The 21,028-nt window shown below is 74.7% G+C and carries 28 protein-coding genes and 4 tRNA genes; 19 read left to right on the top strand and 13 right to left on the bottom strand.

What is annotated here, in order from left to right:
* The first annotated feature begins 12 nt into the window (after positions 1 to 12).
* From rph to HGCM_RS15065, 3 genes are read left to right on the top strand one after another with little or no spacing between them, the layout of a single operon-like run.
* Positions 13 to 801 carry a ribonuclease PH gene (gene rph, locus HGCM_RS15075; RefSeq protein ID WP_019137648.1) on the top strand — a complete coding sequence of 263 codons (789 nt, stop codon included), beginning with the start codon at positions 13 to 15 and terminating at the stop codon, positions 799 to 801.
* Positions 798 to 1,415 (top strand): RdgB/HAM1 family non-canonical purine NTP pyrophosphatase, encoded by a 618-nt coding sequence (gene rdgB / locus HGCM_RS15070; protein ID WP_019137647.1) that lies wholly within the window; start codon positions 798 to 800, stop codon positions 1,413 to 1,415. Before rph ends, rdgB begins: the two co-directional genes overlap by 4 nt.
* A 13-nt stretch (positions 1,416 to 1,428) precedes the next feature.
* Positions 1,429 to 3,174: an ATP-binding cassette domain-containing protein gene (locus HGCM_RS15065; RefSeq protein WP_019137646.1), complete on the top strand. Its 1,746-nt coding sequence runs from the start codon at positions 1,429 to 1,431 to the stop codon at positions 3,172 to 3,174.
* Positions 3,175 to 3,177: 3 nt separating this feature from the next.
* On the opposite strand, the gene HGCM_RS15060 is transcribed toward HGCM_RS15065, so the two are convergent.
* Entirely contained in the window at positions 3,178 to 3,732 is a 555-nt protein-coding gene (locus tag HGCM_RS15060; protein WP_019137645.1) for an NUDIX hydrolase family protein, read from the bottom strand.
* 141 nt (positions 3,733 to 3,873) lie between these two features.
* Between HGCM_RS15060 and trxA the strand changes: the two genes are divergently transcribed.
* From trxA to HGCM_RS19495, 3 genes are all read left to right on the top strand, one after another.
* Entirely contained in the window at positions 3,874 to 4,245 is a 372-nt protein-coding gene (trxA, locus tag HGCM_RS15055; RefSeq protein ID WP_019137644.1) for a thioredoxin, read from the top strand.
* A 312-nt stretch (positions 4,246 to 4,557) separates the two neighbouring features.
* Positions 4,558 to 5,448: a hypothetical protein gene (locus tag HGCM_RS15050; protein ID WP_019137643.1), complete on the top strand. Its 891-nt coding sequence runs from the start codon at positions 4,558 to 4,560 to the stop codon at positions 5,446 to 5,448.
* Between the two features lie 361 nt (positions 5,449 to 5,809).
* Complete coding sequence (locus tag HGCM_RS19495; protein WP_019137642.1) at positions 5,810 to 5,959, top strand: hypothetical protein; 150 nt, start codon at positions 5,810 to 5,812, stop codon at positions 5,957 to 5,959.
* Between the two features lie 62 nt (positions 5,960 to 6,021).
* Here HGCM_RS19495 and HGCM_RS15040 read toward each other — a convergent pair whose 3' ends face one another.
* Positions 6,022 to 6,201, bottom strand: a complete 180-nt coding sequence (locus tag HGCM_RS15040) for a hypothetical protein (protein ID WP_019137641.1) — start codon at positions 6,199 to 6,201, stop codon at positions 6,022 to 6,024.
* Positions 6,202 to 6,376: 175 nt separating this feature from the next.
* On the opposite strand from HGCM_RS15040, the gene HGCM_RS19490 reads away from it, so the two are divergent.
* Together HGCM_RS19490 and HGCM_RS18935 are read left to right on the top strand one after the other, a co-directional pair.
* Positions 6,377 to 6,547: a hypothetical protein gene (locus HGCM_RS19490; RefSeq protein ID WP_019137640.1), complete on the top strand. Its 171-nt coding sequence runs from the start codon at positions 6,377 to 6,379 to the stop codon at positions 6,545 to 6,547.
* Between the two features lie 67 nt (positions 6,548 to 6,614).
* Positions 6,615 to 7,241: a hypothetical protein gene (locus HGCM_RS18935; protein WP_019137639.1), complete on the top strand. Its 627-nt coding sequence runs from the start codon at positions 6,615 to 6,617 to the stop codon at positions 7,239 to 7,241.
* A 2-nt stretch (positions 7,242 to 7,243) separates the two neighbouring features.
* Here HGCM_RS18935 and HGCM_RS20145 read toward each other — a convergent pair whose 3' ends face one another.
* The 5 genes from HGCM_RS20145 to bcp all read right to left on the bottom strand — a co-directional run bounded on the left by HGCM_RS20145 (position 7,244) and on the right by bcp (position 9,168).
* Positions 7,244 to 7,726, bottom strand: a complete 483-nt coding sequence (locus tag HGCM_RS20145; RefSeq protein WP_256998731.1) for a tyrosine-type recombinase/integrase — start codon at positions 7,724 to 7,726, stop codon at positions 7,244 to 7,246.
* Positions 7,653 to 8,105: a site-specific integrase gene (locus tag HGCM_RS18925; RefSeq protein WP_026075507.1), complete on the bottom strand. Its 453-nt coding sequence runs from the start codon at positions 8,103 to 8,105 to the stop codon at positions 7,653 to 7,655. Before HGCM_RS18925 ends, HGCM_RS20145 begins: the two co-directional genes overlap by 74 nt.
* 15 nt (positions 8,106 to 8,120) lie before the next feature.
* A complete protein-coding gene (locus HGCM_RS19485; protein ID WP_147572887.1) occupies positions 8,121 to 8,468 on the bottom strand; it encodes a hypothetical protein in 348 nt (115 codons plus the stop codon).
* Positions 8,469 to 8,562: 94 nt separating this feature from the next.
* Positions 8,563 to 8,645, bottom strand: a tRNA-Leu gene (locus tag HGCM_RS15010).
* Between the two features lie 55 nt (positions 8,646 to 8,700).
* Complete coding sequence (gene bcp / locus HGCM_RS15005) at positions 8,701 to 9,168, bottom strand: thioredoxin-dependent thiol peroxidase (RefSeq protein WP_019137638.1); 468 nt, start codon at positions 9,166 to 9,168, stop codon at positions 8,701 to 8,703.
* Positions 9,169 to 9,310: 142 nt separating this feature from the next.
* On the opposite strand from bcp, the gene HGCM_RS15000 reads away from it, so the two are divergent.
* From HGCM_RS15000 to HGCM_RS14980, 5 genes are all read left to right on the top strand, one after another.
* Positions 9,311 to 9,607 carry a GroES family chaperonin gene (locus HGCM_RS15000; protein ID WP_081596471.1) on the top strand — a complete coding sequence of 99 codons (297 nt, stop codon included), beginning with the start codon at positions 9,311 to 9,313 and terminating at the stop codon, positions 9,605 to 9,607.
* Positions 9,608 to 9,863: 256 nt separating this feature from the next.
* Entirely contained in the window at positions 9,864 to 10,058 is a 195-nt protein-coding gene (locus tag HGCM_RS14995) for a hypothetical protein (protein ID WP_147572885.1), read from the top strand.
* A gap of 13 nt (positions 10,059 to 10,071) precedes the next feature.
* Positions 10,072 to 10,147, top strand: a tRNA-Lys gene (locus tag HGCM_RS14990).
* 103 nt (positions 10,148 to 10,250) lie between these two features.
* Complete coding sequence (locus HGCM_RS14985; RefSeq protein WP_019137635.1) at positions 10,251 to 10,880, top strand: class I SAM-dependent methyltransferase; 630 nt, start codon at positions 10,251 to 10,253, stop codon at positions 10,878 to 10,880.
* Positions 10,881 to 10,959: 79 nt separating this feature from the next.
* Positions 10,960 to 12,423, top strand: coding sequence for a dihydrolipoyl dehydrogenase family protein (locus HGCM_RS14980; protein WP_019137634.1), 1,464 nt, complete (start codon positions 10,960 to 10,962; stop codon positions 12,421 to 12,423).
* 62 nt (positions 12,424 to 12,485) lie between these two features.
* Here HGCM_RS14980 and HGCM_RS14975 read toward each other — a convergent pair whose 3' ends face one another.
* From HGCM_RS14975 to HGCM_RS14965, 3 genes are all read right to left on the bottom strand, one after another.
* The gene (locus tag HGCM_RS14975) at positions 12,486 to 13,487 is read right to left on the bottom strand and encodes a glycine betaine ABC transporter substrate-binding protein (RefSeq protein ID WP_026075506.1); all 1,002 of its coding nucleotides are present in this window, start codon (positions 13,485 to 13,487) and stop codon (positions 12,486 to 12,488) included.
* Positions 13,488 to 13,549: 62 nt separating this feature from the next.
* Entirely contained in the window at positions 13,550 to 14,305 is a 756-nt protein-coding gene (locus tag HGCM_RS14970) for an ABC transporter permease (RefSeq protein ID WP_019137632.1), read from the bottom strand.
* Positions 14,306 to 14,348: 43 nt separating this feature from the next.
* On the bottom strand, positions 14,349 to 15,041 hold the full coding sequence (locus HGCM_RS14965) for an ABC transporter permease (RefSeq protein ID WP_019137631.1): 693 nt from the start codon (positions 15,039 to 15,041) through the stop codon (positions 14,349 to 14,351).
* Between the two features lie 74 nt (positions 15,042 to 15,115).
* On the opposite strand from HGCM_RS14965, the gene HGCM_RS14960 reads away from it, so the two are divergent.
* The 3 genes from HGCM_RS14960 (at position 15,116) to HGCM_RS14950 (ending at position 17,254) form a co-directional block, all read left to right on the top strand.
* The gene (locus tag HGCM_RS14960; RefSeq protein ID WP_019137630.1) at positions 15,116 to 16,165 is read left to right on the top strand and encodes an ABC transporter ATP-binding protein; all 1,050 of its coding nucleotides are present in this window, start codon (positions 15,116 to 15,118) and stop codon (positions 16,163 to 16,165) included.
* Positions 16,162 to 17,088, top strand: a complete 927-nt coding sequence (locus tag HGCM_RS14955; RefSeq protein ID WP_019137629.1) for an ATP-grasp domain-containing protein — start codon at positions 16,162 to 16,164, stop codon at positions 17,086 to 17,088. Before HGCM_RS14960 ends, HGCM_RS14955 begins: the two co-directional genes overlap by 4 nt.
* Before the next feature lie 90 nt (positions 17,089 to 17,178).
* Positions 17,179 to 17,254 (top strand) — tRNA-His (locus HGCM_RS14950).
* A gap of 62 nt (positions 17,255 to 17,316) precedes the next feature.
* Here HGCM_RS14950 and orn read toward each other — a convergent pair.
* Positions 17,317 to 17,991: an oligoribonuclease gene (gene orn / locus HGCM_RS14945; protein WP_019137628.1), complete on the bottom strand. Its 675-nt coding sequence runs from the start codon at positions 17,989 to 17,991 to the stop codon at positions 17,317 to 17,319.
* A gap of 72 nt (positions 17,992 to 18,063) precedes the next feature.
* Here orn and HGCM_RS14940 point away from each other — a divergent pair, with 72 nt between their 5' ends.
* The gene (locus HGCM_RS14940) at positions 18,064 to 18,783 is read left to right on the top strand and encodes a phosphatase PAP2 family protein (RefSeq protein WP_019137627.1); all 720 of its coding nucleotides are present in this window, start codon (positions 18,064 to 18,066) and stop codon (positions 18,781 to 18,783) included.
* A gap of 13 nt (positions 18,784 to 18,796) precedes the next feature.
* Here HGCM_RS14940 and HGCM_RS14935 read toward each other — a convergent pair whose 3' ends face one another.
* Positions 18,797 to 19,063: a hypothetical protein gene (locus HGCM_RS14935; protein ID WP_019137626.1), complete on the bottom strand. Its 267-nt coding sequence runs from the start codon at positions 19,061 to 19,063 to the stop codon at positions 18,797 to 18,799.
* 176 nt (positions 19,064 to 19,239) lie between these two features.
* Between HGCM_RS14935 and HGCM_RS14930 the strand changes: the two genes are divergently transcribed.
* A complete protein-coding gene (locus tag HGCM_RS14930; RefSeq protein ID WP_019137625.1) occupies positions 19,240 to 19,542 on the top strand; it encodes a hypothetical protein in 303 nt (100 codons plus the stop codon).
* A 41-nt stretch (positions 19,543 to 19,583) separates the two neighbouring features.
* Here the strand turns inward: HGCM_RS14930 and HGCM_RS14925 are convergent.
* A tRNA-Arg gene (locus HGCM_RS14925) sits at positions 19,584 to 19,656 on the bottom strand.
* Positions 19,657 to 19,819: 163 nt separating this feature from the next.
* Between HGCM_RS14925 and HGCM_RS18480 the strand changes: the two genes are divergently transcribed.
* The coding region (locus tag HGCM_RS18480; protein WP_019137624.1) for a dynamin family protein at positions 19,820 to 21,028 on the top strand (1,209 nt) is incomplete at its 3' end.

Genomic DNA, 21,028 nt, shown 5'->3' with positions numbered 1-21,028 from the left:
AGGCTCGGTGGCATGACCCCGACCCCCTCCGCCCCCTCCGGCGTGCGCCCGGACGGCCGGCGCCCCGACGAGCTGCGCCCCGTCACGATCACCCGCCGCTTCCTGGGCTCCGGCGAGGGCAGCGTCCTCGTCGAGTTCGGTGACACGCGGGTGCTGTGCGTCGCGTCCTTCACGCAGGGGGTGCCGCGCTGGCGCAAGGGCTCGGGTGAGGGCTGGGTGACGGCCGAGTACGCGATGCTGCCGCGCGCGACCTCGACGCGGTCGGACCGTGAGTCGGTCCGCGGCAAGGTCGGGGGGCGCACGCACGAGATCTCGCGGCTCATCGGCCGCTCGCTGCGCGCCGTCGTGGACGTCGCCGCGCTGGGGGAGAACACGATCGTGCTGGACTGCGACGTGCTGCAGGCCGACGGCGGCACCCGCACGGCGGCCGTCACCGGCGCGTACGTCGCGCTCGCCGACGCGGTCGCGTGGGCGACGCAGCAGGGCGTCGTGGCCCCCGGCCGCACGGTGCTGCGCGACTCGGTCGCCGCCGTCTCGGTCGGCATCGTCGACGGCGTGCCCGTGCTCGACCTGCCGTACGTCGAGGACGTGCGCGCCGAGACCGACATGAACGTCGTCGTCACCGGCGGCGGCGCGTTCGTCGAGGTGCAGGGCACGGCCGAGCACGCCCCGTTCGACCGGGCCGAGCTGGACGCGCTGCTCGACCTCGCGCTGGCCGGCACGGGCACGCTCGCGCAGCTGCAGCGCGACGCGCTCGCCGCGCCGGCGGGCGACGGGTCGGCCACGCGGGCGGCGCGATGAGCCCCCGCCTGGTCCTGGCCACGCACAACGCGCACAAAGTCGGCGAGCTGCGCGCGATCCTCGCGCCGGGCCTGCCGGGTCTCACGGAGTCCGACGTCGTCGGCGCCGGTGACGTCGGCGCGCCGGAGCCCGTCGAGGACGGCGTGACGTTCGCCGAGAACGCGCTCATCAAGGCCCGCGCCCTCGCGGCGTTCACCGGCCTGCCCGCGGTCGCCGACGACTCGGGCCTCGCGGTGGACGTGCTCGGCGGCGCGCCCGGCATCTTCTCGGCCCGGTGGTCCGGCCGGCACGGCGACGACGCCGCGAACCTCGCGCTGCTCCTCGCCCAGCTCGCCGACGTCCGGCCCGAGCACCGCGGCGCGCGGTTCGTCTGCGCGGCGGCGCTCGTGACCCCCGACGGCGTCGAGCACGTCGAGCACGGCTCCCTCATCGGCGTGCTCGCGACCGCGCCGCGGGGAGAGCACGGCTTCGGGTACGACCCGGTCCTCGTGCCGACGAACGAGACGCGGACGTGCGCGGAGCTGACGCCCGAGGAGAAGAACGCGATCAGCCACCGCGGGCAGGCGTTCCGGGCGCTCGCGCCGGCGATCGCGCGCGTCCTGTCGGCGGGCTGAGGCGGGACGACCGATGGCGGAGCACCTCGGGCCGCTCGTGGGGGCGTCCGGCGGCTCCGCCACCCCGGGCGCCGCGCAGCTCGTCGCGACCGGCCTGACGTTCGGCTACCCGGGCCGCCCGGTCGTGGACGCGCTGGACGTCACGGTGTCCGCCGGCGACCGGATCGGCCTCGTCGGCGAGAACGGCGCCGGCAAGACGACGCTGCTGCGGCTGCTGGCGGGCGAGCTGGCGCCGAGCGCCGGCACGGTGCGGCGCGTCGGGACCGTCGGGGTGGTCGAGCAGGAGCTCGGCGTCCTGCCCGGCCAGACTGTCGGCGCGCTGCTCGACGCCACGGCCGCCGGGGTGCGGGAGGCGGCCGCGCGGCTGGAGCACGTCCTGGCGACGAGCGGCGACGACCTCGATGCCCTCGAGCGCGCGACGACCCGGTATGAGCAGCTCGAGGCGTGGGACGTCGACCGGCGCGTCGACGAGGCGCTCACCCGGTTCGGCGCGCCGCGCGACCGCGAGCGCCGGCTCGACGCCCTGAGCGTCGGCGAGCGCTACCGCGTGCGGCTCGCCTGCCGGATCGCCGAGCGGGCCGACGTGCTGCTCCTCGACGAGCCGACGAACCACCTCGACGCCGGCGGGGTCGAGCACCTCACGGGCGCGCTGCAGCGCTGGCCCGGCGGCGTCGTCATCGTCACGCACGACCGCCGGCTGCTCGACGACGTCATGACGGCGATCCTCGACCTGGACCCGTCGATGGACGGGCGCCCGACGCTGTACGGCGCGGCACGCTACGCCGACTACCGCTTCGCCCGTGACCAGATGCTCCGGCGGTGGCGGCAGAGGTTCCGTCAGGAGCGCGCCCGGGCGGCGCGGCTGGCCGAGCGCCTCGACGCCTCGTACGAGGGCCTGTCCGACGAGTGGCGGCCGGTCAAGGGCTCGCAGAAGCACCGTCGCGCGACCCGCGCCCGCATCCACGTGAAGGCGGCGGACCGGCTCGTGCAGCGGCTCGAGGCCGAGGCCGTGGCCGTGCCGGAGCCGCCGCTCGCGCTGACGTTCCCCGACCTTCCGGCCGTGCCGCGTCGCTCGTCGCCCGCGGCCGACCCCGACCGCCCGCTCGACCCCGACGCCGACCGTGCCGCCGGTCACCGCGGCCCGCTGCTCGAGCTGCGGGCGCCGCGCGTGGCGGGCGACGGCCGTCCGCGCCTCGACCTGCCCGGCCGCCGCGTCGAGATCCTGCCCGCCGGCCGCCTCCTGGTGACGGGGCCGAACGGCTCCGGCAAGTCCACGCTGCTCGCAGCGCTCGCAGGCACCGTCCCGCTCGACCGCGGCGCCCGGACGGTGGCGGAGGGCGTGCGGCTCGGCGTGCTCGCCCAGGAGGGGCCGACCGAGCACGCGGTGCGCCCGGCGGGTGAGGCGGGCCCCTCGGCCTTCGACGCCTACGCCCGCCGCGCGCTCCAGCTGCTCGGGGCGGGCGAGCTCGACCCGGAGCAGCTCGTCCCGGTCGCGGCGCTCGGCCTGCTGCGCGAGGAGGACCTGGAGCGACCCCTCGCGGAGCTGTCCACCGGCCAGCGGCGCCGGTTCGACCTCGCGTGCGCGCTGCTCGCCGCCCCGCACGTGCTGGTGCTCGACGAGCCGACGAACCACCTCTCCGTCGGTCTCGTCGACGAGCTCACGGCCGCGCTGCGCGCGACGTCCGCCGCCGTCGTGGTCGCCACCCACGACCGCGCGATGCGCGCGGACCTCGCGGACTGGCCGCAGCTGGAGCTGTGAGCGTCAGGCCATCCGGCCGACCCACGCCATCGCCTGGCGCAGCAGCAGCCCCTGGCCGCCGTTCATCTCCACCTGCACCTGCTCCGCGCAGGCCTCCTCCGGCGTGAGCCAGGCGAGGTCGATCGCGTCCTGCTGCGGGCGGCAGTCGCCCGCGACGGGCACCACGTACGCGAGGGACACCGCGTGCTGGCGCGGGTCGTGGTAGCCCGTGACACCCGGGGTGGGGAAGTACTCGGCGACGGTGAACGGCTGCGGCGAGGAGGGGATCATCGGCAGCGCGACCGGCCCGAGGTCCTTCTCGATGTGCCGCAGCAGCGCGTCCCGCACGCGCTCGTGGTACATCACGCGTCCTGAGACGAGGGCGCGCGACATGACGCCCTCCGGGGTCACGCGCAGCAGCAGGCCGACCGCGACGACGTCGCCCGAGTCGTCGACCCGCACCGGGACGGCGTCGACGTAGAGGATCGGGATCTGGGCGCGGATGCGGCTGATCTCGTCCGGGGGCAGCCACCCGGCGGGGCGCTCGGGGTCGGGCGGGAAGTCGGCGGTCTCGGTCACCGTGCCGTTCTACCGTGCTCCGGGCGTCGCGGACGCACCGGCGCGCGGCCCGCGCCCCGACTGGGCGCCGCGACGGCCCGGGAATACCCCGAACCGGGCGGACGCTCTACAGGGCGAAGCCGAGACGAAGGAGAGGCCCGCATGGCCACCACGACGCTGACCGCCGAGTCGATCGGCACCACGATCGAGCAGAACGACATCGTGCTCGTCGACTTCTGGGCCGACTGGTGCGGCCCGTGCCAGCGCTTCGCGCCCGTGTTCGAGCAGTCGTCCGAGACGCACCCCGACGTCGTGCACGGCAAGGTCGACACCGAGGCCGAGCAGCAGCTCGCGGCGGAGCTGCAGATCACGTCCATCCCGACGCTCATGGCGTTCCGCGAGGGCATCCTCGTGTTCCGCCAGCCGGGCGCCCTGCCGGGCCCCGCGCTCGAGCAGGTCGTCAAGGCCGTCAAGGACCTCGACATGGACGACGTGCGCAAGCAGATCGCCGAGCGCCAGGGCGCGGACGCCTGATCCGACCACGACGCACGAAGGGCCGGCCCCCCGGGGGGCCGGCCCTTCGTGTCGTCCGCGGGGCGTGGCGCGCGCCCGCGTGCGGGAGGCGGGACTTGAACCCGCACCGGCCCTCCAGCAGCATGGTGCCCCGACCTGCGGACGAGCAGGTCAGAGCCGATCTGGCACCCTGCGCCTGACCGCTACTCAATCCCGCGATACGCCGCCGCCCTGTTGTCCGGACTACGGCCGACGCACGGCGACAGCTCAGGTGGGCTCCCGAGCGCTAGGGTCCCGCATGAAGGACGTGGCAGTCGCGAGAGCGAGGGCGCGGTGACGACATACACGCCGCACGAGGCAGTCGTCGCGATGGAGCGCGGACTGCGACAGCTCCTCGAGGTCGTCTACACCGCCGACGCCAGCCTGGGCCCCGGGTGGCACCAGACGATGACGACGAAGCAGATCGATGGCCGGGCTTCGAAGGCTCGCGAGCGGTACGTCCTACGCTCGATCAGCCAGGGCATGGAGCCTGGGTTCACGAGCGTCCTGGACTTCGTCGAGCTGAGCGCGCTCGTCGAGTTCCTCCGCAACCGCTGGGACCTGCTCGAGGATGTGTTGGGCCCCGAGCCGGAGATGGGGCCCTTGCTCGACCGAGCGGTGGCGTGGCGCCACGACGCGATGCACGGCAGGGCACTCCCGGCCAGCGCGCGCGACATGCTCTCGGGCATCGCGGTGGAGATCCAGAACAGGATCGGAAGGTTCATGAACGAACGTGACGCCGCGGGGCTGTTCTACCCCGCTCTGACGGCCGCAGGCGACTCGACCAATCGACAAGCCAGCGCAGAACAGATCGCACAGAACCCTGCCGTCATCGTGTTCTCGACACCACGTCTTGTGCGAGTAGGGGACTCCGTCGAGCTCAGCGCGACGGCCTCCGATCCGCAGGGGCGCGACCTGGAGTGGATCGCGAGCCCGTCGTACGGATCCTTCGACTTCTGCGAACCCGGCGTGAGCCCAGGAGTTCTCCGTACGCCGTCGGGCGTCGGCGTCGTCTACCCCTTCGGGTTCGTCGACGGGCTCCGCTCGCGGAACGCGACGATCCACCTGTACGGGCGCGCGGTCGGATCTGACCACTACCAAGAAGCGGGACTCGCTCACGACGTGAGGGTCAGCTTCGCCTTCCACGTACTGCCCGGAGAGGCGCCACGCCCGGCCGGGCACTAGCCCCATCACCTCCGGCGAACATCTGCGGCGTCGAGCCACACACCGCGCGTCTGGCGCCGGTCGTCGGCGAGGTGCACGAGCACGTCGCGCCCGACCCAGTCCTCGGCGACGGTGACGAAGAGCTCGGCGCCGTCGTGCCCCGCACGACGCGTGCCGTCACGGGGATCGGCCGGCGGTCGACGCGCTGCAGGTGCCGGGGCGGGATCGGGCGGGCGTTGACGACGCGCTGCCAGCGGGAGGCGCGCTCGTCGGGGCCGGGGAGGCTGTCGCTCACGAGCCCATCGTCCCTGGGTCGGGTGGCCGGGTCGCTCGGCCGACGTACGTTGAGCGGGTGACGTCCCTGACGAGGAGGTGATGAGGGGTGGGCGACATCGAGAAGCGCGTCGAGGAGCAGGTCGAGGTGGCGAAGGAGCCGCTGGCGGAGCGCGAAGTCGAGCACGACCCGGCGCCGCTGGACGACGACGAGACGCACCAGCTGAACGACATGCTCGACGAGCAGGAGCGGGCATGACGAAAGCGCCCCCACCCCCGCCTCATCTCAACGCAGGGGTGGGGGCGGGTCTGTGCGTAGGGCTAGACCGGGTGCCAGCGGCCGTCGCGGATGAAGCCGTGCATCCCGCAGCAGTCCGGCCAGTAGACCGACGCCTCGATGTACAGCTGCTCGCGCTGGATGAGGTCGTGCGCGCCGACGCCGGCGGGCATCCAGTAGCGGTACTGCCCGAAGTCCGCGTCGTAGCCCTCAGACCGGCCCACAGCGGGTGCTCGCAGTAGTGCCAGACCTACAGGCAGCCGATCGTGTGATCGTGGCCGTCCGGCCCTTCCCACCGCTGCCAGGAATACGCGACGCGGTCGCCGAGCCGGACGACGCACGGCCGGCTGCCTGGGCGCCGACGAGCGCGCCGCGCGTGAGCTAGCAGCCCGTCGCCTCGTGAAGATGCCGCAGCTGCTCGACGCGTACCGCTGCGCAGAGGAGCTCGAGGAAGTCGCCGACTGTCTCGCGGTCGACGTCGACACCCTCCTCGCCCGGATCGACGCTCTCACCACCGACGAGCGCGACCAACTCGTCGCGCTCTACCGGGAGACAGAACACGGATGCTGACCGACGCCCGCTGCCGGCCGTCCGCTCGTCCTCAACGGTCTCTGACGCCGGCGCGAGCGCGCCTGGCGTGGGCGCAGCGACCGACACCCTCAAGGACTGCGTCCCCGAGACCGAAGGACTCATCATGAAGCGCTGCATCCTGGCACTGGTTCCGCTCGTCCTGCTTGCCGGTTGCTCGTCGTCGGGGCCAGGCGCCACCGCCGCGCCGACGCCGCCCTCGGCGCCAATGAGCAGCGCCGCTGCCGAGCCGGAGCAGCCCACGACCGCCGCCGTCGACCCGACTGCGACCGCGCCCACCACGGCGGCGCCGAAGGACGCTCACAGCATCGCGGCCGCCGTGGCGGCTGACGTCAAGTCCGCGGAGAATACCGTCGACCTGACCGAGGACACCGACGGGAACGACCTCCTCGGGCGTCCCCACCAGTACACGTCCGCCACCGTGATCAACATCCAGGGGGCGACCTGCGGTGACGGCCCAGGGGTCGACTGCGGTGCCGTCGTCGAGGTGTTCGACAACGAGGCCGACGCCAAGGCCCGTGCGAAGTACATCGACTCCGTCACGGCCTCGCTCGGCTCCGCATTCGTCGAGTACGACACGCAGGCCGGCAACGCCTTGCTGCGCGTGTCGGGGAGTGTCAAGCCGTCGGTCGCCAAGCAGTACAAGGCTGCGTTCCTCGACGTGGCGGGGAGCTAGAGCTAGCCCTCGAGCTGCGGCAGCGCGTCGCCGAGCATGGTCGTTGCGATGCGGGCCTGCGCGGCGAGCGCGTCGGGCATGAGGTGGCCGTAGGTGTCGCCCGTGGTCTTGAGGGACTCGTGCCCGAGGCGGTGCTGCAGCTGCAGCAGATCCGTGCCGGCCGCGATGCACATCGAGGCGTGGGTGTGCCGCAAGTCGTGCACGCGCGGCGTCTTGCGGAGGTCGGCGGCGACGACCGCCGGGTGCCACACCCGGTCCCAGAAACGGGCCTGCGCGATCCGTGCGCCGGTGGCGGTGGTGAAGACGAGTTCGTCGGCCTTCCGCCCGGCGACGACGTCGCGGAGCACCGGGACGAGCTGGGCGCCGAGAGAGACCGTCCGCCGCGCGCGGCGGGTCTTCGGCGAGCCGAGGTTAGTAGCGAGAGCCGCCGGCGTCCTTCTTCCACGCGCGCGGGACGCGCAGCGTCGCGACGGCCCCGTCGAGATCGAGGTCGCCGACCTGCAGGGCGGTCGCCTCGCCCCATCGCAGGCCGGTGGAGTAGAGCGTGAGCACGAGCGGCCGGTAGTGGGGCAGCACGTGGCCGAGCAGGGTGACGACGTCGTTCTCGGTGAGGATGACCATCTCGCGGTGCGCATGGTCGGACGGCATCGCGACGCCCTTGGCGACGTTCCGGTAGACCCAGCCGCGCTCGTGGCAGGTGGCCAGGACGTCCGACAACAGCGCGTGGGCGTTGCGGATCGACTTCGGGGCGTAGGTCTTGGGCGCTGGAACGACGACCATGGGGTCCTCGCGCTGTGCGGCGATCGCGTTCGCGCGGGCGCGCGCGGACGCCTGCGTCTCGGTGGCGCGCTCGCGGCGACCCACCGCACGACCGCGTCCCTAGTCATCGCGTCGACGGGCAGCTCGCCGAGCACGGGCAGCCACGTGCGCAGCGCCATGCGGCGGTTCCCGGCGACCGTGCCGGGCGTCACCGACGCCGCGATCGACTCCAGGTGCGTCTCGAGCGCCGTGGCGCGTGGGCACGTCCAGGGCGCTGCTCGTCGACGCGGTGCGGATGTCGCGCGCGGCCTGGCCGCCGACCCTGTCCAGCAGCCGGCGGAACTGCTCGGTGCCCTCCGCCGACTCGAACGTCTCCGACGTCACCTTGCCGCCTGGAGCAATGCGGAACGGCACCCGGTAGGCGATCGAACCGTCCGCTCGACGCCGTACGACGGTCTTCGCTGCCACTGGACGCTCCCGGCTGTTGTCCGGTCCTGTTGTCCGGACCTCCGGACTACTCGCCCCAGAATCTCTGTCGCAGGTCACAGCCCTAGCGACACGGTGCGGGAGGCGGGACTTGAACCCGCACGCTCGTGAGAGCACCAGGACCTAAACCTGGCGTGGCTGCCGTTTCACCACTCCCGCGCGGCAGCGAGTCTCCCACACGGCCCGGCGCCGGGTCCGGCGCGGGCGCGAGCCGTCAGTCGAGGCCGAGGTTGCGGCGCAGCTTGGCGACGTGGCCGGTGGCCTTGACGTTGTACTGCGCCAGCTCGACGCGGCCCTCGGCGTCGACCACGACGGTCGAGCGGATCACGCCCGTCACCGTCTTGCCGTAGAGCGTCTTCTCGCCCCAGGCGCCCCAGGCCTCGAGCACCTCGCGCGACGGGTCGGAGGCGAGCGGGAACGTCAGGTGCTCCGCCTCGGCGAACGCCGCGAGCTTGTTGACCTCGTCGGGCGAGATGCCGACGACGGTGAAGCCGGCGCCGTGCAGCGAGGCGAGGGAGTCACGGAAGTCGCACGCCTCCGTGGTGCAGCCGGGCGTGCCCGCAGCGGGGTAGAAGTACACGATCACGCGGCGGCCCCGCAGGTCGGACAGCGTGACCGACCCGCCGTCGGCGGTCGGCAGCGTGAAGTCCGGGGCGAGGTCGCCGGGGGCGAGTCGAGGCACGGGGAGCTCCTGTCGGAGGGCGCGGGACGGCCGCGCGGCGGTCGTTCGGTGTCGCGGGTGGCGCCCGGGGGCGGCCTGGCCAGCCTACGTCGCACGGCCCGGTAGCGTCGGTGCCGTGAGCCTCCCGCACGTCCCGATCCGCATGCTCAACGACCGGCTGCTCGTCTCGCTCGACGGCGAGCCGGGGGAGCGCCGGTCGAACGCCGGCATCCTCATCCCCGCGACGGCCGCGGTCGGCAAGCGCCTCGCGTGGGCGACGGTCGTCGCCGCCGGCCAGCACGTGCGCCAGGTCGAGGTCGGCGACCGGGTGCTGTTCGACCCCGAGGAGCGGGCCGAGGTCGAGCTCGGCGGTGCGACGTACCTCCTGCTGCGGGAGAAGGACGTGCACGCCGTGGCCGAGCCCGACGGCGACGGCGACGGGCCCGGCCTCTACCTCTGAGCCCCGCCCGGCCGGCCGTCGGCTCACCCGATCGGCGCAGCGTCACCGCGGGCGTCCCGCATGATCGTGCGGCACCGTTGACCCGACCGGGGTATCGCTCGTTCGGGTGATCGGTATCACAGCGCGCGGCGCGGGTTCTTGCCCGGTATGCCGCCGTCCTGGTGGTCTGTGCCTCGACGGCGCGGGAACGCCCGCCGGGTCGGACGCGTTCTGCAGGTGACGAGCGTGAGGCGCGGTGACGGAGGGAGGGGTCACGATGACGGTGCCGGAGCCGGTCGACGCCGCAGTCCGGGCGCGGGTCGAGTCGCTGCTGCGCGACCGCGTCCCGCTGACGCTGCTCCTCGACCTGTTCGACCCCGAGCCTCCCTCTGCGCAGGAGCTCCTCGAGGAGGAGAGCGGGTGGCTCACGCCACACGTCCCCGGTTCGCTTCCGCAGCCCCGGGACTGCTAACGTTCCTTCCCGCGCGCCATTAGCTCAATTGGCAGAGCAGCTGACTCTTAATCAGCGGGTTCGGGGTTCGAGTCCCTGATGGCGCACCACCCGGAGGGCCTCCCACCAGCGGCGACGCTGAGGGAGGCCCTCCGTCGTTCCGTCGGTCCGTGGGCTCCCCAGCGCACGGCCGCCCGGGCTAGCGTGGCGGCGATGCCTCCTGGAGCGCACGACCGGCCGACGGCGCCGACCTCCTACTGGGACGACCACGCCGCGGCGTACGACCGGGCCACCGCCCCGCTCGAGCGGCGCCTGCTCGCGCCCGCGCGCCGCTGGGTCGCGGAGCGCGTCCGGGGGAGCACGCTCGAGGTGGGCGTCGGCACCGGGGCGAACCTGCCGTACTACCGGGCCCATGCCCGCAGCGTGGTCGCCGTCGACGCCAGCCCGGCGATGCTCGAGCAGGCGCGCCGGCGCCCGGAGGCGCGCGGCGTCGACCTGCAGGTGGCGGACGCGGCGGCGCTGCCCTTCGACGACGCGCGGTTCGAGACGGTCCTGTGCACGTTTACCCTGTGCTGCGTCCCCGACGAGCGGGCGGTGCTGCGCGAGCTCGCACGGGTGGTGCGGCCCGACGGCGTCGTGCTCGTGGCCGACCACGTCGAGTCGTCCGCGGCGCCCTGGCGGGCGCTCCAGCGGCTGCTCGACGCGGTCACCCCGGCGGCGGCCGGCGAGCACCACCGCCGGCGGCCCTCGTCGTCGCTGGACCACGCGGGCCTGGTGCTCGAGGAGCGGGAGGCCTCCCGGTGGCGGCTCGTCGAGCGGTTCGCCGCCCGGAGGCAGGCATGAGCCGCCGTGCGGCGTGCACGGTGGATCGCGACGATGAGGGAGCCGGCGCCCGGCCGGCACCCTGGGACGGAGGTGCAGCGTGGCGGACGAGCGCGAGTTCGACGTCGTCGTGATCGGCGGCGGTGCGGTCGGGGAGAACGTGGCCGACCGTGCGGGGCGCACGGGCCTGAGCGTGGCGATCGTGGAGCACGCCCTGGTCGGCGGGGAGTGCTCGTACTGGGCGTGCATGCCGTCGAAGGCGCTGCTGCGGCCGGGCGCGGTCCTCGCAGCGGCGCGCGCGGTCCCCGGCGCCCGTGCGGCCGTCGACGGCGACCTCGACGTCGAGGCCGTGCTGGCGCGCCGCGACGCGATCACGCACCGCTGGGACGACTCGTCCCAGGTCGACTGGGTGCACGGCGCCGGCATGACGCTGCTGCGGGGCCACGCACGGGTCGACGGCCCGCGGCACGTGGTCGTGACGCACGAGGGCACGGAGACGTCGGTGCGGGCGCGCGCCGCGGTCGTGCTGGCGACCGGCTCCGAGCCGGTGGTGCCCGGCATCCCGGGCCTCGCCGAGATCGAGCCCTGGACGAGCCGGGACGCGACGGCGGTCGAGCACGTGCCCGCGCGGCTGCTGGTCCTCGGCGGGGGCGTCGTCGGGGTCGAGATGGCGACGGCGTTCGCCGACCTGGGCACGCAGGTGACACTCGTGGTCCGCGGCGGGCGGCTGCTCGGGGGCGCCGAGGCCTTCGCGGGGGAGGCGGTGCTCGCGTCCCTGCGCGGGCTCGGGGTCCGGGTGCTGCTGGAGGCCGACGCGGAGGAGTTCCGGCGGGGCGACGACGGTGTCGAGGTGCGTGTGCGCACGGCGACGGGCCAGGAGCAGCACGTCGTGGACCAGGTCCTCGTCGCGACCGGGCGGCGGCCGCGCACCCGTGCGCTGGGGCTGGAGAGCGTCGGCCTGGAGCCGGGTGCACCGGTCGAGGTCGACGACGCGCTGGCCGCCACGGGCGTCGACGACGGCTGGCTGTTCGCCGTCGGCGACGTCACCGGGCGGACCGGGACGACGCACCAGGGCAAGTACGACGCCCGGGTGGCCGGCGACGTCGTGGCCGCGCGCTTCGGCACCGCCACGGAGCCGGGCCAGCCCGACGCGGACCAGGAGCGGACGGCGGCGGACTGGAGCCGGTACCGGGCGACCGCCGACCGGCGCAGCGTGCCGCAGGTGGTGTTCTCGCGCCCGGAGGTGGCGTGGGTCGGCCTCACGGAGCAGGCGGCGCGCGACGCCGCGCTCGAGGTGCGGGTGCTCGACTACGACCTCGCGAACCTCGCGGGCGCGTCCGTGCTGTCCCCGGACTACGCCGGCCGCGGCCGGCTCGTGGTCGACGCCGCGCGCGACGTGGTGGTGGGTGCCACCTTCGTCGGGCCGGAGGTGGCCGAGCTGCTCCACGCGGCGACGATCGCCGTGGTCGGCGAGGTGCCGCTGCAGCGGCTCTGGCACGCCGTCCCGTCCTACCCCACGCTCAGCGAGGTGTGGCTGCGGTTCCTCGAGGTCGCCGGGCTGTAGACGCCGACGGCGGGGCGGGCTGGTCGCCCGCCCCGCCGTCGAGGGGCCTCGCCGGTCGGCCGTCAGCCCGCTGCGAGGGACCCGTCGCTGGAGGAGACGACGCCGATCGCGGCGTCGCCCTGGCGCAGCGCCTGCCCGATGAGGCCGAAGTCGAAGGACTTGAACTCGCCGAACTGGATGCCGTACGTCTCCTTCAGGCCCAGCTGGCAGAAGGGCCGCTCCGGGCACTCCGGGGGGCCGGCCATGACGACGCCGGAGCAGGTCTCGGCGAGGTCGCTGAGCGTCGTGAGCTGGTGCTCGTCCGCGAACTTCTTGGTGACCGCGAACGCGTTCTGGTCCTGCGCGGCCGACGGCGTGCCGAGCGTGACGCCGTACTCCTCGGCGAGCGGCGTCATCGCGGTGACCGTCGCGTCCACGTCCGGCGAGGCGATCGGCGTCGCGTCCGCCCCGTTCTTCTGCGCGTTGAGGTACTCGGCGAACGTGGCCGCGTACTCGGGGAAGACGGCGAGCGTGCCCTTGGCGAGCTGCGGCGCGTAGGTCTCGCGGTTGCCCACGGTCTGGACGCTCGCGTCGTAGCCGGCGGTGCGCAGGACCTCGGCGTACACCTCGGCGAGCGTCGAGCTCTCCGAGAAGTTCGCGGCGCCCACGACGAGCTTGCCGGCCCCGTCCTTCTTCTCCGGGGCGGCGAGCCCCTCGTCGGCGACGAACGTCTTCGCGGCGTCGGACGACGTCTGGCGGTCGATGTCGACGGCCTTGTTGAGGGCGATGAGCTTGTCGGTGTCGAGCGCCGCCGAGACGGTGTCGAGCAGCTCGACGACGTCGGGGTGCTCGGCCGCGACGTCGCTGTTCACCGCGGGGATGACGTTGTCGGCGTTCTGCAGCTGCTTGTCGTCCTCGAGCACGACGAGCGTCTGGTCCGCGATCGGGGCGCACTCCTCGAGCCCGGCGGAGCCGCTGCTCGTCGGGGCGGCCTGGCCGCCGCCCGATCCCGGGGTGCCACAGGCACCCAGGAGCAGGGTGGCTGCCGCCAGGGCGGACAGGGCGATGGTGCGGGTGGCGCGCATGGGGTGCTCCTCGCGTCGGGGCCGGTGCCGGGTCGGGACGGACGTGCGGACCTCGGACGTGCTCACGGCCGGGGACCATTCGAACCGGCCGCCGCGGCAGCGTCAACCGGAACGGGCGAGCGGCGCGCGCGGGCGCCGGGGCGCTCGGAGCGGGCGAGCGCCCGCAGGCCGGCGGGGGTCACCGCGCGCTGGGCGAGCGCGAGCAGGCCCTCGACGGCCAGGCACAGCGCCGCGACGAGGAGGCCGCCGGCCACGACCTGGCCGTAGCGCTGCAGGCCGAAGCCGGTCACGACGATCGACCCGAGCGACGTGCCGCCGACGAGCGCGGCCAGCGGCACGGTCGCGAGCACCTGCACGGCGCCGGTGCGCAGGCCGGCGGCGATCTGCGGGACGGCCAGCGGCAGCTCGACCACCCAGAGGCGCCGCGTGGGCGACATGCCGACGCCCCGGGCCGCGTCCCGCACGTCGGCGTCGACCTCGGCGAGGCCCGTCACCGCGCCGCTCAGCAGCGGCGGGACGGCGAAGACGGCGCACGCGAGGACCGTGGCGGTGTTGCCGAAGAGCCCGCTCGCGGCGAGCAGCGTCAGCAGGGCGAGGGTGGGCAGGGCCCGGGTCGTGTTGGCGACGAGCACGCCGAGCACGGCGCCCCGCCCGCGGTGGCCGAGCCAGACACCGAGGGGCAGCGCCACGACCGCCGCCAGCAGCACCGCGAGGAACGAGACCCGCAGGTGAGCCCCCGCGAGGGCGACGACACCGTTCGGGCCCGTCCAGTTGAGGGGGTCGTTGAGCCACAGCAGCGCCTCGTTCAGGACGTCCACGCCGCACCTCCCGCCGGACCCGCGGCCCGTGCGTCCGGCGCGCTCACGCGGCGGCCCCCGACAGGACCCGGGCGTCCCGTGACCACGGCGTCAGCACCCGGCCGGCGAGGGCGACCAGGAGGTCGAGCACGAGCGCGAGGACGAGGCACAGGACCGTCGCCGTCATGATCTCGGCGTGGTAGTTGCTCCGGAACCCGCGGAACATCAGCTGCCCGAGCCCGCCGAAGCCCACGACGACGCCGACCGTCACGAGGGCGACCGTCGTCACGGTCGCGAGGCGCACGGCCGAGACGACGGTGGGCAGGGCCTGCGGCAGCTCGACGGTCCAGAGCATCCGTGCGCGCCCGTAGCCCATGCCGCGGGCCGCGTCCCGCACCGCGGGGTCGACGCCGCGCAGGCCCACCAGCACGCCGCGGACGAGGACGAGCAGCGCGTAGAGCACCAGCCCGATGAGCACGGTGACGCGGCCGATGCCGGTGTACGGCGCGAGCACGGCGAACAGCGCGAGCGAGGGGATCGTGTAGAGCACGCCCGTCGTCCCGAGGACCGGACCGGCGAGCCGGGGGCGCAGGTGCGCGAGGGCGCCGAGCGGCACGGCGACGACGATCGCGATCGCGATCGCCTGCAGCGTCAGGCTGACGTGCTGCTCGAGCGCGCGCGCGACGTCCTCGCCGTTGCGCTCGAGGTACGTCCACGAGAACCACGGGTTGGGCGGGGGGTCGGCGGCCCGGTGCATGCGGCGAACGTATACGCCTCGTCCGACATGGGCGGGTCTGTGCCCATGTCGCACGCACGGGTTACGGTCGCCCGATGGACGACGTGACCATCCGGTTCGAGCACGTCAGCAAGGTGTACGCGTCGCGCGAGCAGGATGCGGCGGTCGACGACCTCACCCTCGACGTGCGCGCGCACGAGGTGCTCGTGCTCGTCGGGCCGTCCGGCTGCGGGAAGTCCACGACCCTGCGGATGGCGAACCGGCTCGTCGAGCCGAGCTCGGGCCGGATCCTGCTCGAGGGCGAGGACGTCACGCGCGTCGACCCGGTGGGGCTGCGACGCCGGATCGGCTACGTCATCCAGAACGTCGGGCTCTTCCCGCACCGCACGGTGGCGCAGAACGTGGCGACCGTGCCCCGCCTCCTCGGCTGGGACCGTCGCCGCACGTCGGCCCGGGTCGACGAGCTGCTCGACCTCGTCGGGCTGGACCCCGCCCGGTACGCGAGGCGCTACCCGCACGAGCTCTCGGGCGGGGAGCGGCAGCGCGTCGGCGTCGCCCGGGCGCTGGCGACGGACCCGCCCGTGCTGCTGATGGACGAGCCGTTCGGTGCGGTCGACCCGGTGGGCCGCCGGCGCCTGCAGCAGCAGTTCGCGCGGATCCAGCGCGAGCTGGGCACGACCGTGATGCTCGTCACGCACGACATCGACGAGGCGGTCCGCATGGCGGACCGCGTGGCCGTCCTCAGCCCCGGCGCGCACGTCGAGCAGCTCGCGGCGCCGCTCGACGTCGTCGCACGTCCCGCGACGCCGGCGGTGGCGGACCTCGTCGGCCGCGGCCGCGTCGCGCGGCTGCTGTCGCTGGGCACCCTCGAGCGCGCCGACCTCGGGCCCGACGACGCGCCCACGCCCGCGGACGGCGCCCCGCGCGTCGCGCTGGGCACGGAGCTCGGCGAGGCGCTCGACGCGCTGCTCGCGGCGGACGGCCCGGTGCTCGTCACCGACGGCGAGGCGGTCGTCGGCCGGCTCGGGCCGGACGCGGTCGTCCGCGCGCTCGCCCGCCTGGCGGCGGACGACGACGCCGGCGGCGGGGCGACGACGGCGGGGCCGCCGGAGCACGACCGGCCCGTCGGTACGCTGAGCCGGTGACCGAGACGACGGCGAGGCTCGCTCTCGCGACCTGCGCAGCGCTGCCCGACCTCGACCCCGACGAGCAGGTGCTGCGCGACGCGCTGCGCGAGCGCGGCGTCGCGCACGACGTGGCGGTGTGGGACGACCCGACGGTCGACTGGGGCGCGTACCCCCACGTGGTCATCCGCTCCACGTGGGACTACACCGAGCGGCCGGCCCAGTTCACGGACTGGACGCGCCGCGTGGAGCGGACGAGCACGCTGCTCAACCCCGCCGAGGTCATTGCCTGGAACATCGACAAGACGTACCTGCGCGACCTCGACGAGCTCGGCATCCCGATCGTCCCCACCATCTGGCTGGACCCCGAGCGCAACTTCAACGCCCGCGCCATCCACACGCGCTTCCCGGCGTTCGGCGACTTCGTCATCAAGCCGACCGTGAGTGCCGGCTCGCGCGACACCGGCCGCTACAAGGCCGACGAGACGCCGTCGCGGTCGCTCGCGATCATGCACGCGAAGAACCTGCTCGGGGTCGGGCGGCGCGTGATGATCCAGCGGTACCTGCGGCGCGTGGACACCCAGGGGGAGACGGCGCTCGTCTTCATCGACGGTGAGTTCAGTCACGCCGTGCGCAAGGGTCCCCTGCTCGAGGGCCCGTACCGCGCGGGGGAGTCGGACGGCGTCCTCTACCGCGAGGAGGTCATGTCGCCGCGGGACGCCGCGCCGGAGGAGCGCGAGCTCGCCGAGCGCGTCGTGGCGGCCCTCAAGCAGGTGTTCCCGCACCTGGACGGGCCGTTGCTGTACGCCCGCGTCGACCTCATCCGGGACGACGAGGACGCCCCGGTGCTGCTGGAGCTGGAGCTGGCCGAGCCGTCGTTGTTCTTCCAGCACGGCCCGGGCTCGGTCGAGCGGTTCGCCGACGCGCTGGCCGCGCGCCTCTAGTCCGCGGACCGGCGTCCGGGACGATGCGAGGCAGCGCGTCCGGAACCGGTACACTCCTGCTCGGCCTCGGGCGCAGCCCGGGAGTCCGTGGTGGCTATAGCTCAGTCGGTAGAGCACCTGGTTGTGGTCCAGGGGGTCGCGGGTTCAAGTCCCGTTAGCCACCCCATGCGAGAGGGCGCCGAGATCACTCGGCGCCCTCTCGGCGTTCGTGCGGGTGCGCCGGCGGCGTCAGGCCGGCAGCACGCCGGTCTTCACCGAGGTGGAGACGACGTCCGCGGCGATGCGCTTGGCCGTCGCCGAGTCGGGACCGGGCTGGGCCGGCAGCAGCGCCGCGCGGTAGTAGCGCAGCTCGTCGATGCTCTCGAGGATGTCCGCGAGCGCCCGGTGGCCGCCGTTCTTCTCCGGCGAGGCGAAGTACACGCGCGGGTACCAGCGGCGGGCCAGCTCCTTGATCGAGGAGACGTCGATCACCCGGTAGTGCAGGTGGTCGACGAGCTCGGCCATGTCCCGCTCGAGGAACGCCTTGTCCGTGCCGACGCTGTTGCCCGCGAGCGGCGCCTTGCGCGGCTCCGGGACCCAGGTGCGGACGTACTCCAGCACGAGGCGCTGGGCCTCCTCGAGCGTCGTCCCGCCTGCGAGGTCGTCGAGCAGGCCCGACGTCGTGTGCATCGCGCGCACGTAGTCGCCCATCTGCTCCAGGGCTGCGGGCGGGGGGGCGATGAGCACGTCGACGCCCGTGCCGAGCACGCGCAGCTCGGAGTCGGTGACCACGGCGGCGACCTCGACGAGCGCGTCGGCACCCAGGTCGAGGCCGGTCATCTCGCAGTCGATCCACACGATGCGGTCGGCGCTCTCGTGGCCGTTCGGCTGGGACGACGTCGAGGATGCTGGCGTGCTGGTCACGCGGTCAGCCTAGAGCCACGGCCCGGGCGTCCGCGTGGCGGGGGTGCCGGGGCGCGGATAGCGTCGCGTCGCATGATCGAGCGGCTGGGTGCGTGGTTGCGGCAGCGGCCGGTGGTGTGGGTGCTCGCGCCCGGCATCGTCCTCATGGTCGTCGGCCTGGTCGTGTTCGGGGTCCTGCTCGAGGCCGTCCTGGACGGGGACGAGCTGTGGGCGCTCGACCAGGAGGTGCTCGCGTGGATGGTCGCGCACCGCACGGACCTCATGACCGCCGTGCTCGCGGCGATCACGTTCGTCACCGGTCCGGTCGTCCTCCCGATCGCCGTCGCCGTCGGGTGCGCCGTCTGGGTGCGCGTGCGCCGGGAGTGGTGGCGGCCGTCCCTCCTCGCGCTGGCGATGATCGCCTCCACGCTCGTCGGGCTGGCGGTCAAGGGGTTCGTCGGCCGCGAGCGCCCGCCCGCGGAGACGATGTTCATCCCGGGCGCCGAGACGACGGCGTCCTTCCCGTCGGGCCACACGCTCGGCACGGCGACCCTGCTCCTCGTCGCGGGCTACCTGGACGCCAGCCGTCACCCGACGCGGGGGCGCGTCGTGGCGTGGGCGGTGGCGACGGTCGTCGGGACGGGGCTCGTCGCGCTCTCCCGCCTCTACCTGGGCTACCACTTCCTCTCCGACGTGCTCGCCGCCATCGCGCTCGCCGTGGCCGTCCTGGGCGTGGTGTGCGCGGTGGACCGCTGGCACGTGTGGCGGCGCCGCGACGTGCCGCCGACCGAGCGGCTCCCGGTGCAGCCGTGACGCGTTCGCGCCGCTAGTCGTCCTCGTCGTCCTCGTCGTCGCGGTGCGGCGAGGGCAGCGTCGCGGCGACCGCGGCCGAGACGACGACCACGACGGCGGCGCCCGCGGCCCCCACGAGCGCCGTGCGGTCGCCGACGCCCGCCCAGCGCAGGACGAGCCAGATCGCCGCGCCGGCCACGGCGCCGAGGGCCACCCGCTGCAGCCAGACGGACGCCGCGCTCGCCGCACGGTCGCGGGGCGGGCGGGCGGGCTGCGCCGGCCCCGACGCGTGCCGGCCCATCAGCGACCGCCGTCGCCGGTCCGCCCGGCCGCCAGGCCGCTGAGCCGTCCGCACGCGGTCATGGTGGCACAGGGGGCAGGCACCGCCCGCCGGACGGCCCGGCCGGTGCGGAGGAAAGGGGGCAGACGCCGGTCGCCCGGTCGCGGTACCGTCGCCGCGTCGAGAGGGGGATCGACATGTCGACGACGACACCCGGACGCTCCGTCGTCCGACCGGAGCGCACGGCCGAGTGGTTCATGCTCGGTGCGTCGCTCGTGGCCGCCGGGTGCGCCTGGCTCGCACCCGCGGCCGGCGTGATGCTGGCGGCGCTGCTCGCCGTCCTGCAGGCGTTCCTGCTGGGGACCGTCGCGCGCGGGTCGCGGCTGCTCGCGGCCGCGTTCGTCGTGGCGCTGCTCACCGTGGCGGCCGGCCTCGGGAGCACGCTCGTGACGCCGGCGCAGGCCGAGCCGTCGCCGTCCGTGGCCCTGCCGCCGCCCTGACGCCGGCCGGGGCGCGGGGGCGCGGGTCGGCCGCTCGGCGGCGCCCCCGGCAGGACTCGAACCTGCAACCGACGGATTAGAAGGCCGTTGCTCTATCCGTTGAGCTACGGGGGCCCGACGGCGGGTCGTCGTCGGCTGCGGCCGGGGCCGCTGCCGGCGAGCGCCGTCGTCGTCAGCATCGTAGACGCCGTGCCTGCGCGGCCCCCGGGAGCACCCGGCGGGGGTCCTTCCCGCGCGCCGTGTTTGTCCTGGTCAGCCGAGCCGAGACAATGGAGGCGTGACCGCCGCGCCCGAGACGAGCCCGCCGACCGGCGCGTCGCCGTCGGCGCGGGCGTCGCGCGGCGCCGCGCTGCCGGACGACGACCCGCGTCACCTGCTCGCGCGCCCGCTCGCGGCGACCTCGCTCCTGGACGCCGTCACGGACCTGCGGCGCGACGTCGCGGCGACCGGCTTCCCGCTCGACCTGCCCGGCGCCGGAGCGGCGCGCGGCTCGCGCGACCGGCTGCTCGACCAGCTCGACGAGCACCTCGTGCCGCGGCTGACGGAGCTGTCGGCACCCGCGGTCGTGGTCGTCGCCGGGTCGACCGGCGCCGGCAAGTCGACGCTCGTCAACTCCCTCGTCGGCAGCGAGGTGAGCACCGCGGGCGTGCTGCGCCCGACGACGCGCCAGCCCGTGCTCGTCCACCACCCGCTCGACACCGAGCTGCTCTCGCACCACCCGGTGCTCGAGTCCGTGCAGGTCGTCGCCGACGAGCACGTGCCGCGCGGCATCGCCGTGCTCGACGCCCCCGACCTCGACTCGGTGCTGGAGTCCAACCGGGAGTCGGCCCACCGGCTCCTCGAGGCGGCGGACCTGTGGCTGTTCGTCACGACCGCGGCGCGGTACGGCGACGCCCTCCCGTGGCAGGTGCTCGAGCAGGCGGTGCAGCGCGGGGCGTCGATCGCGATGGTCCTCAACCGCGTCCCGACCGCGTCGCTGCCGACGGTCCGCGGGGACCTGCTCGGCCGGCTGCGGGACCACGGCCTGCAGGGGTCGCCGCTGTTCGTCGTCCCGGACGTCGGCCCCCACGTCGGGATGCTCGAGCCGCACGTCGTCGCGCCGATCCACCGCTGGCTGGTGATGCTCGCCGGCCCGGACCGGGCGCGGACCGTCGTCGGACGGACGCTGCGCGGGTCGCTGACGGCGCTGCGCGCGTGGGTCGACGAGCTGGCGGAGGCGGTCCAGGAGCAGTCGGACGCCGCGGCCGGCCTGAGCCGCCGCGTCGACGCGGCGGCCGACGAGGCGGTCGGCTCCATCACGATCGCGCAGGGTGCGGCCGTCGACGGCGCGGTCCGGGGCCGGTGGGTCGAGCTCACCGCACCGGGCGGCGTGCTCGACGGCCTCGTGCGGCGCTCGGGCCGGGTGCGCGCGGGGCGCGGAGGCAGCGCGCGCCAGGAGGCCCTCGCCGCGCTGGTCACCGACCTGACGCACGCGGCGGCGACCGCG

Origin of the sequence: Cellulomonas massiliensis JC225 (assembly GCF_000312005.1) — a bacterium.
GTDB classification, from domain to species: domain Bacteria; phylum Actinomycetota; class Actinomycetes; order Actinomycetales; family Cellulomonadaceae; genus Cellulomonas; species Cellulomonas massiliensis.
Note: the sequence above shows the minus strand (reverse complement) of the source record. Positions and strands in the feature narration are given on the sequence as shown.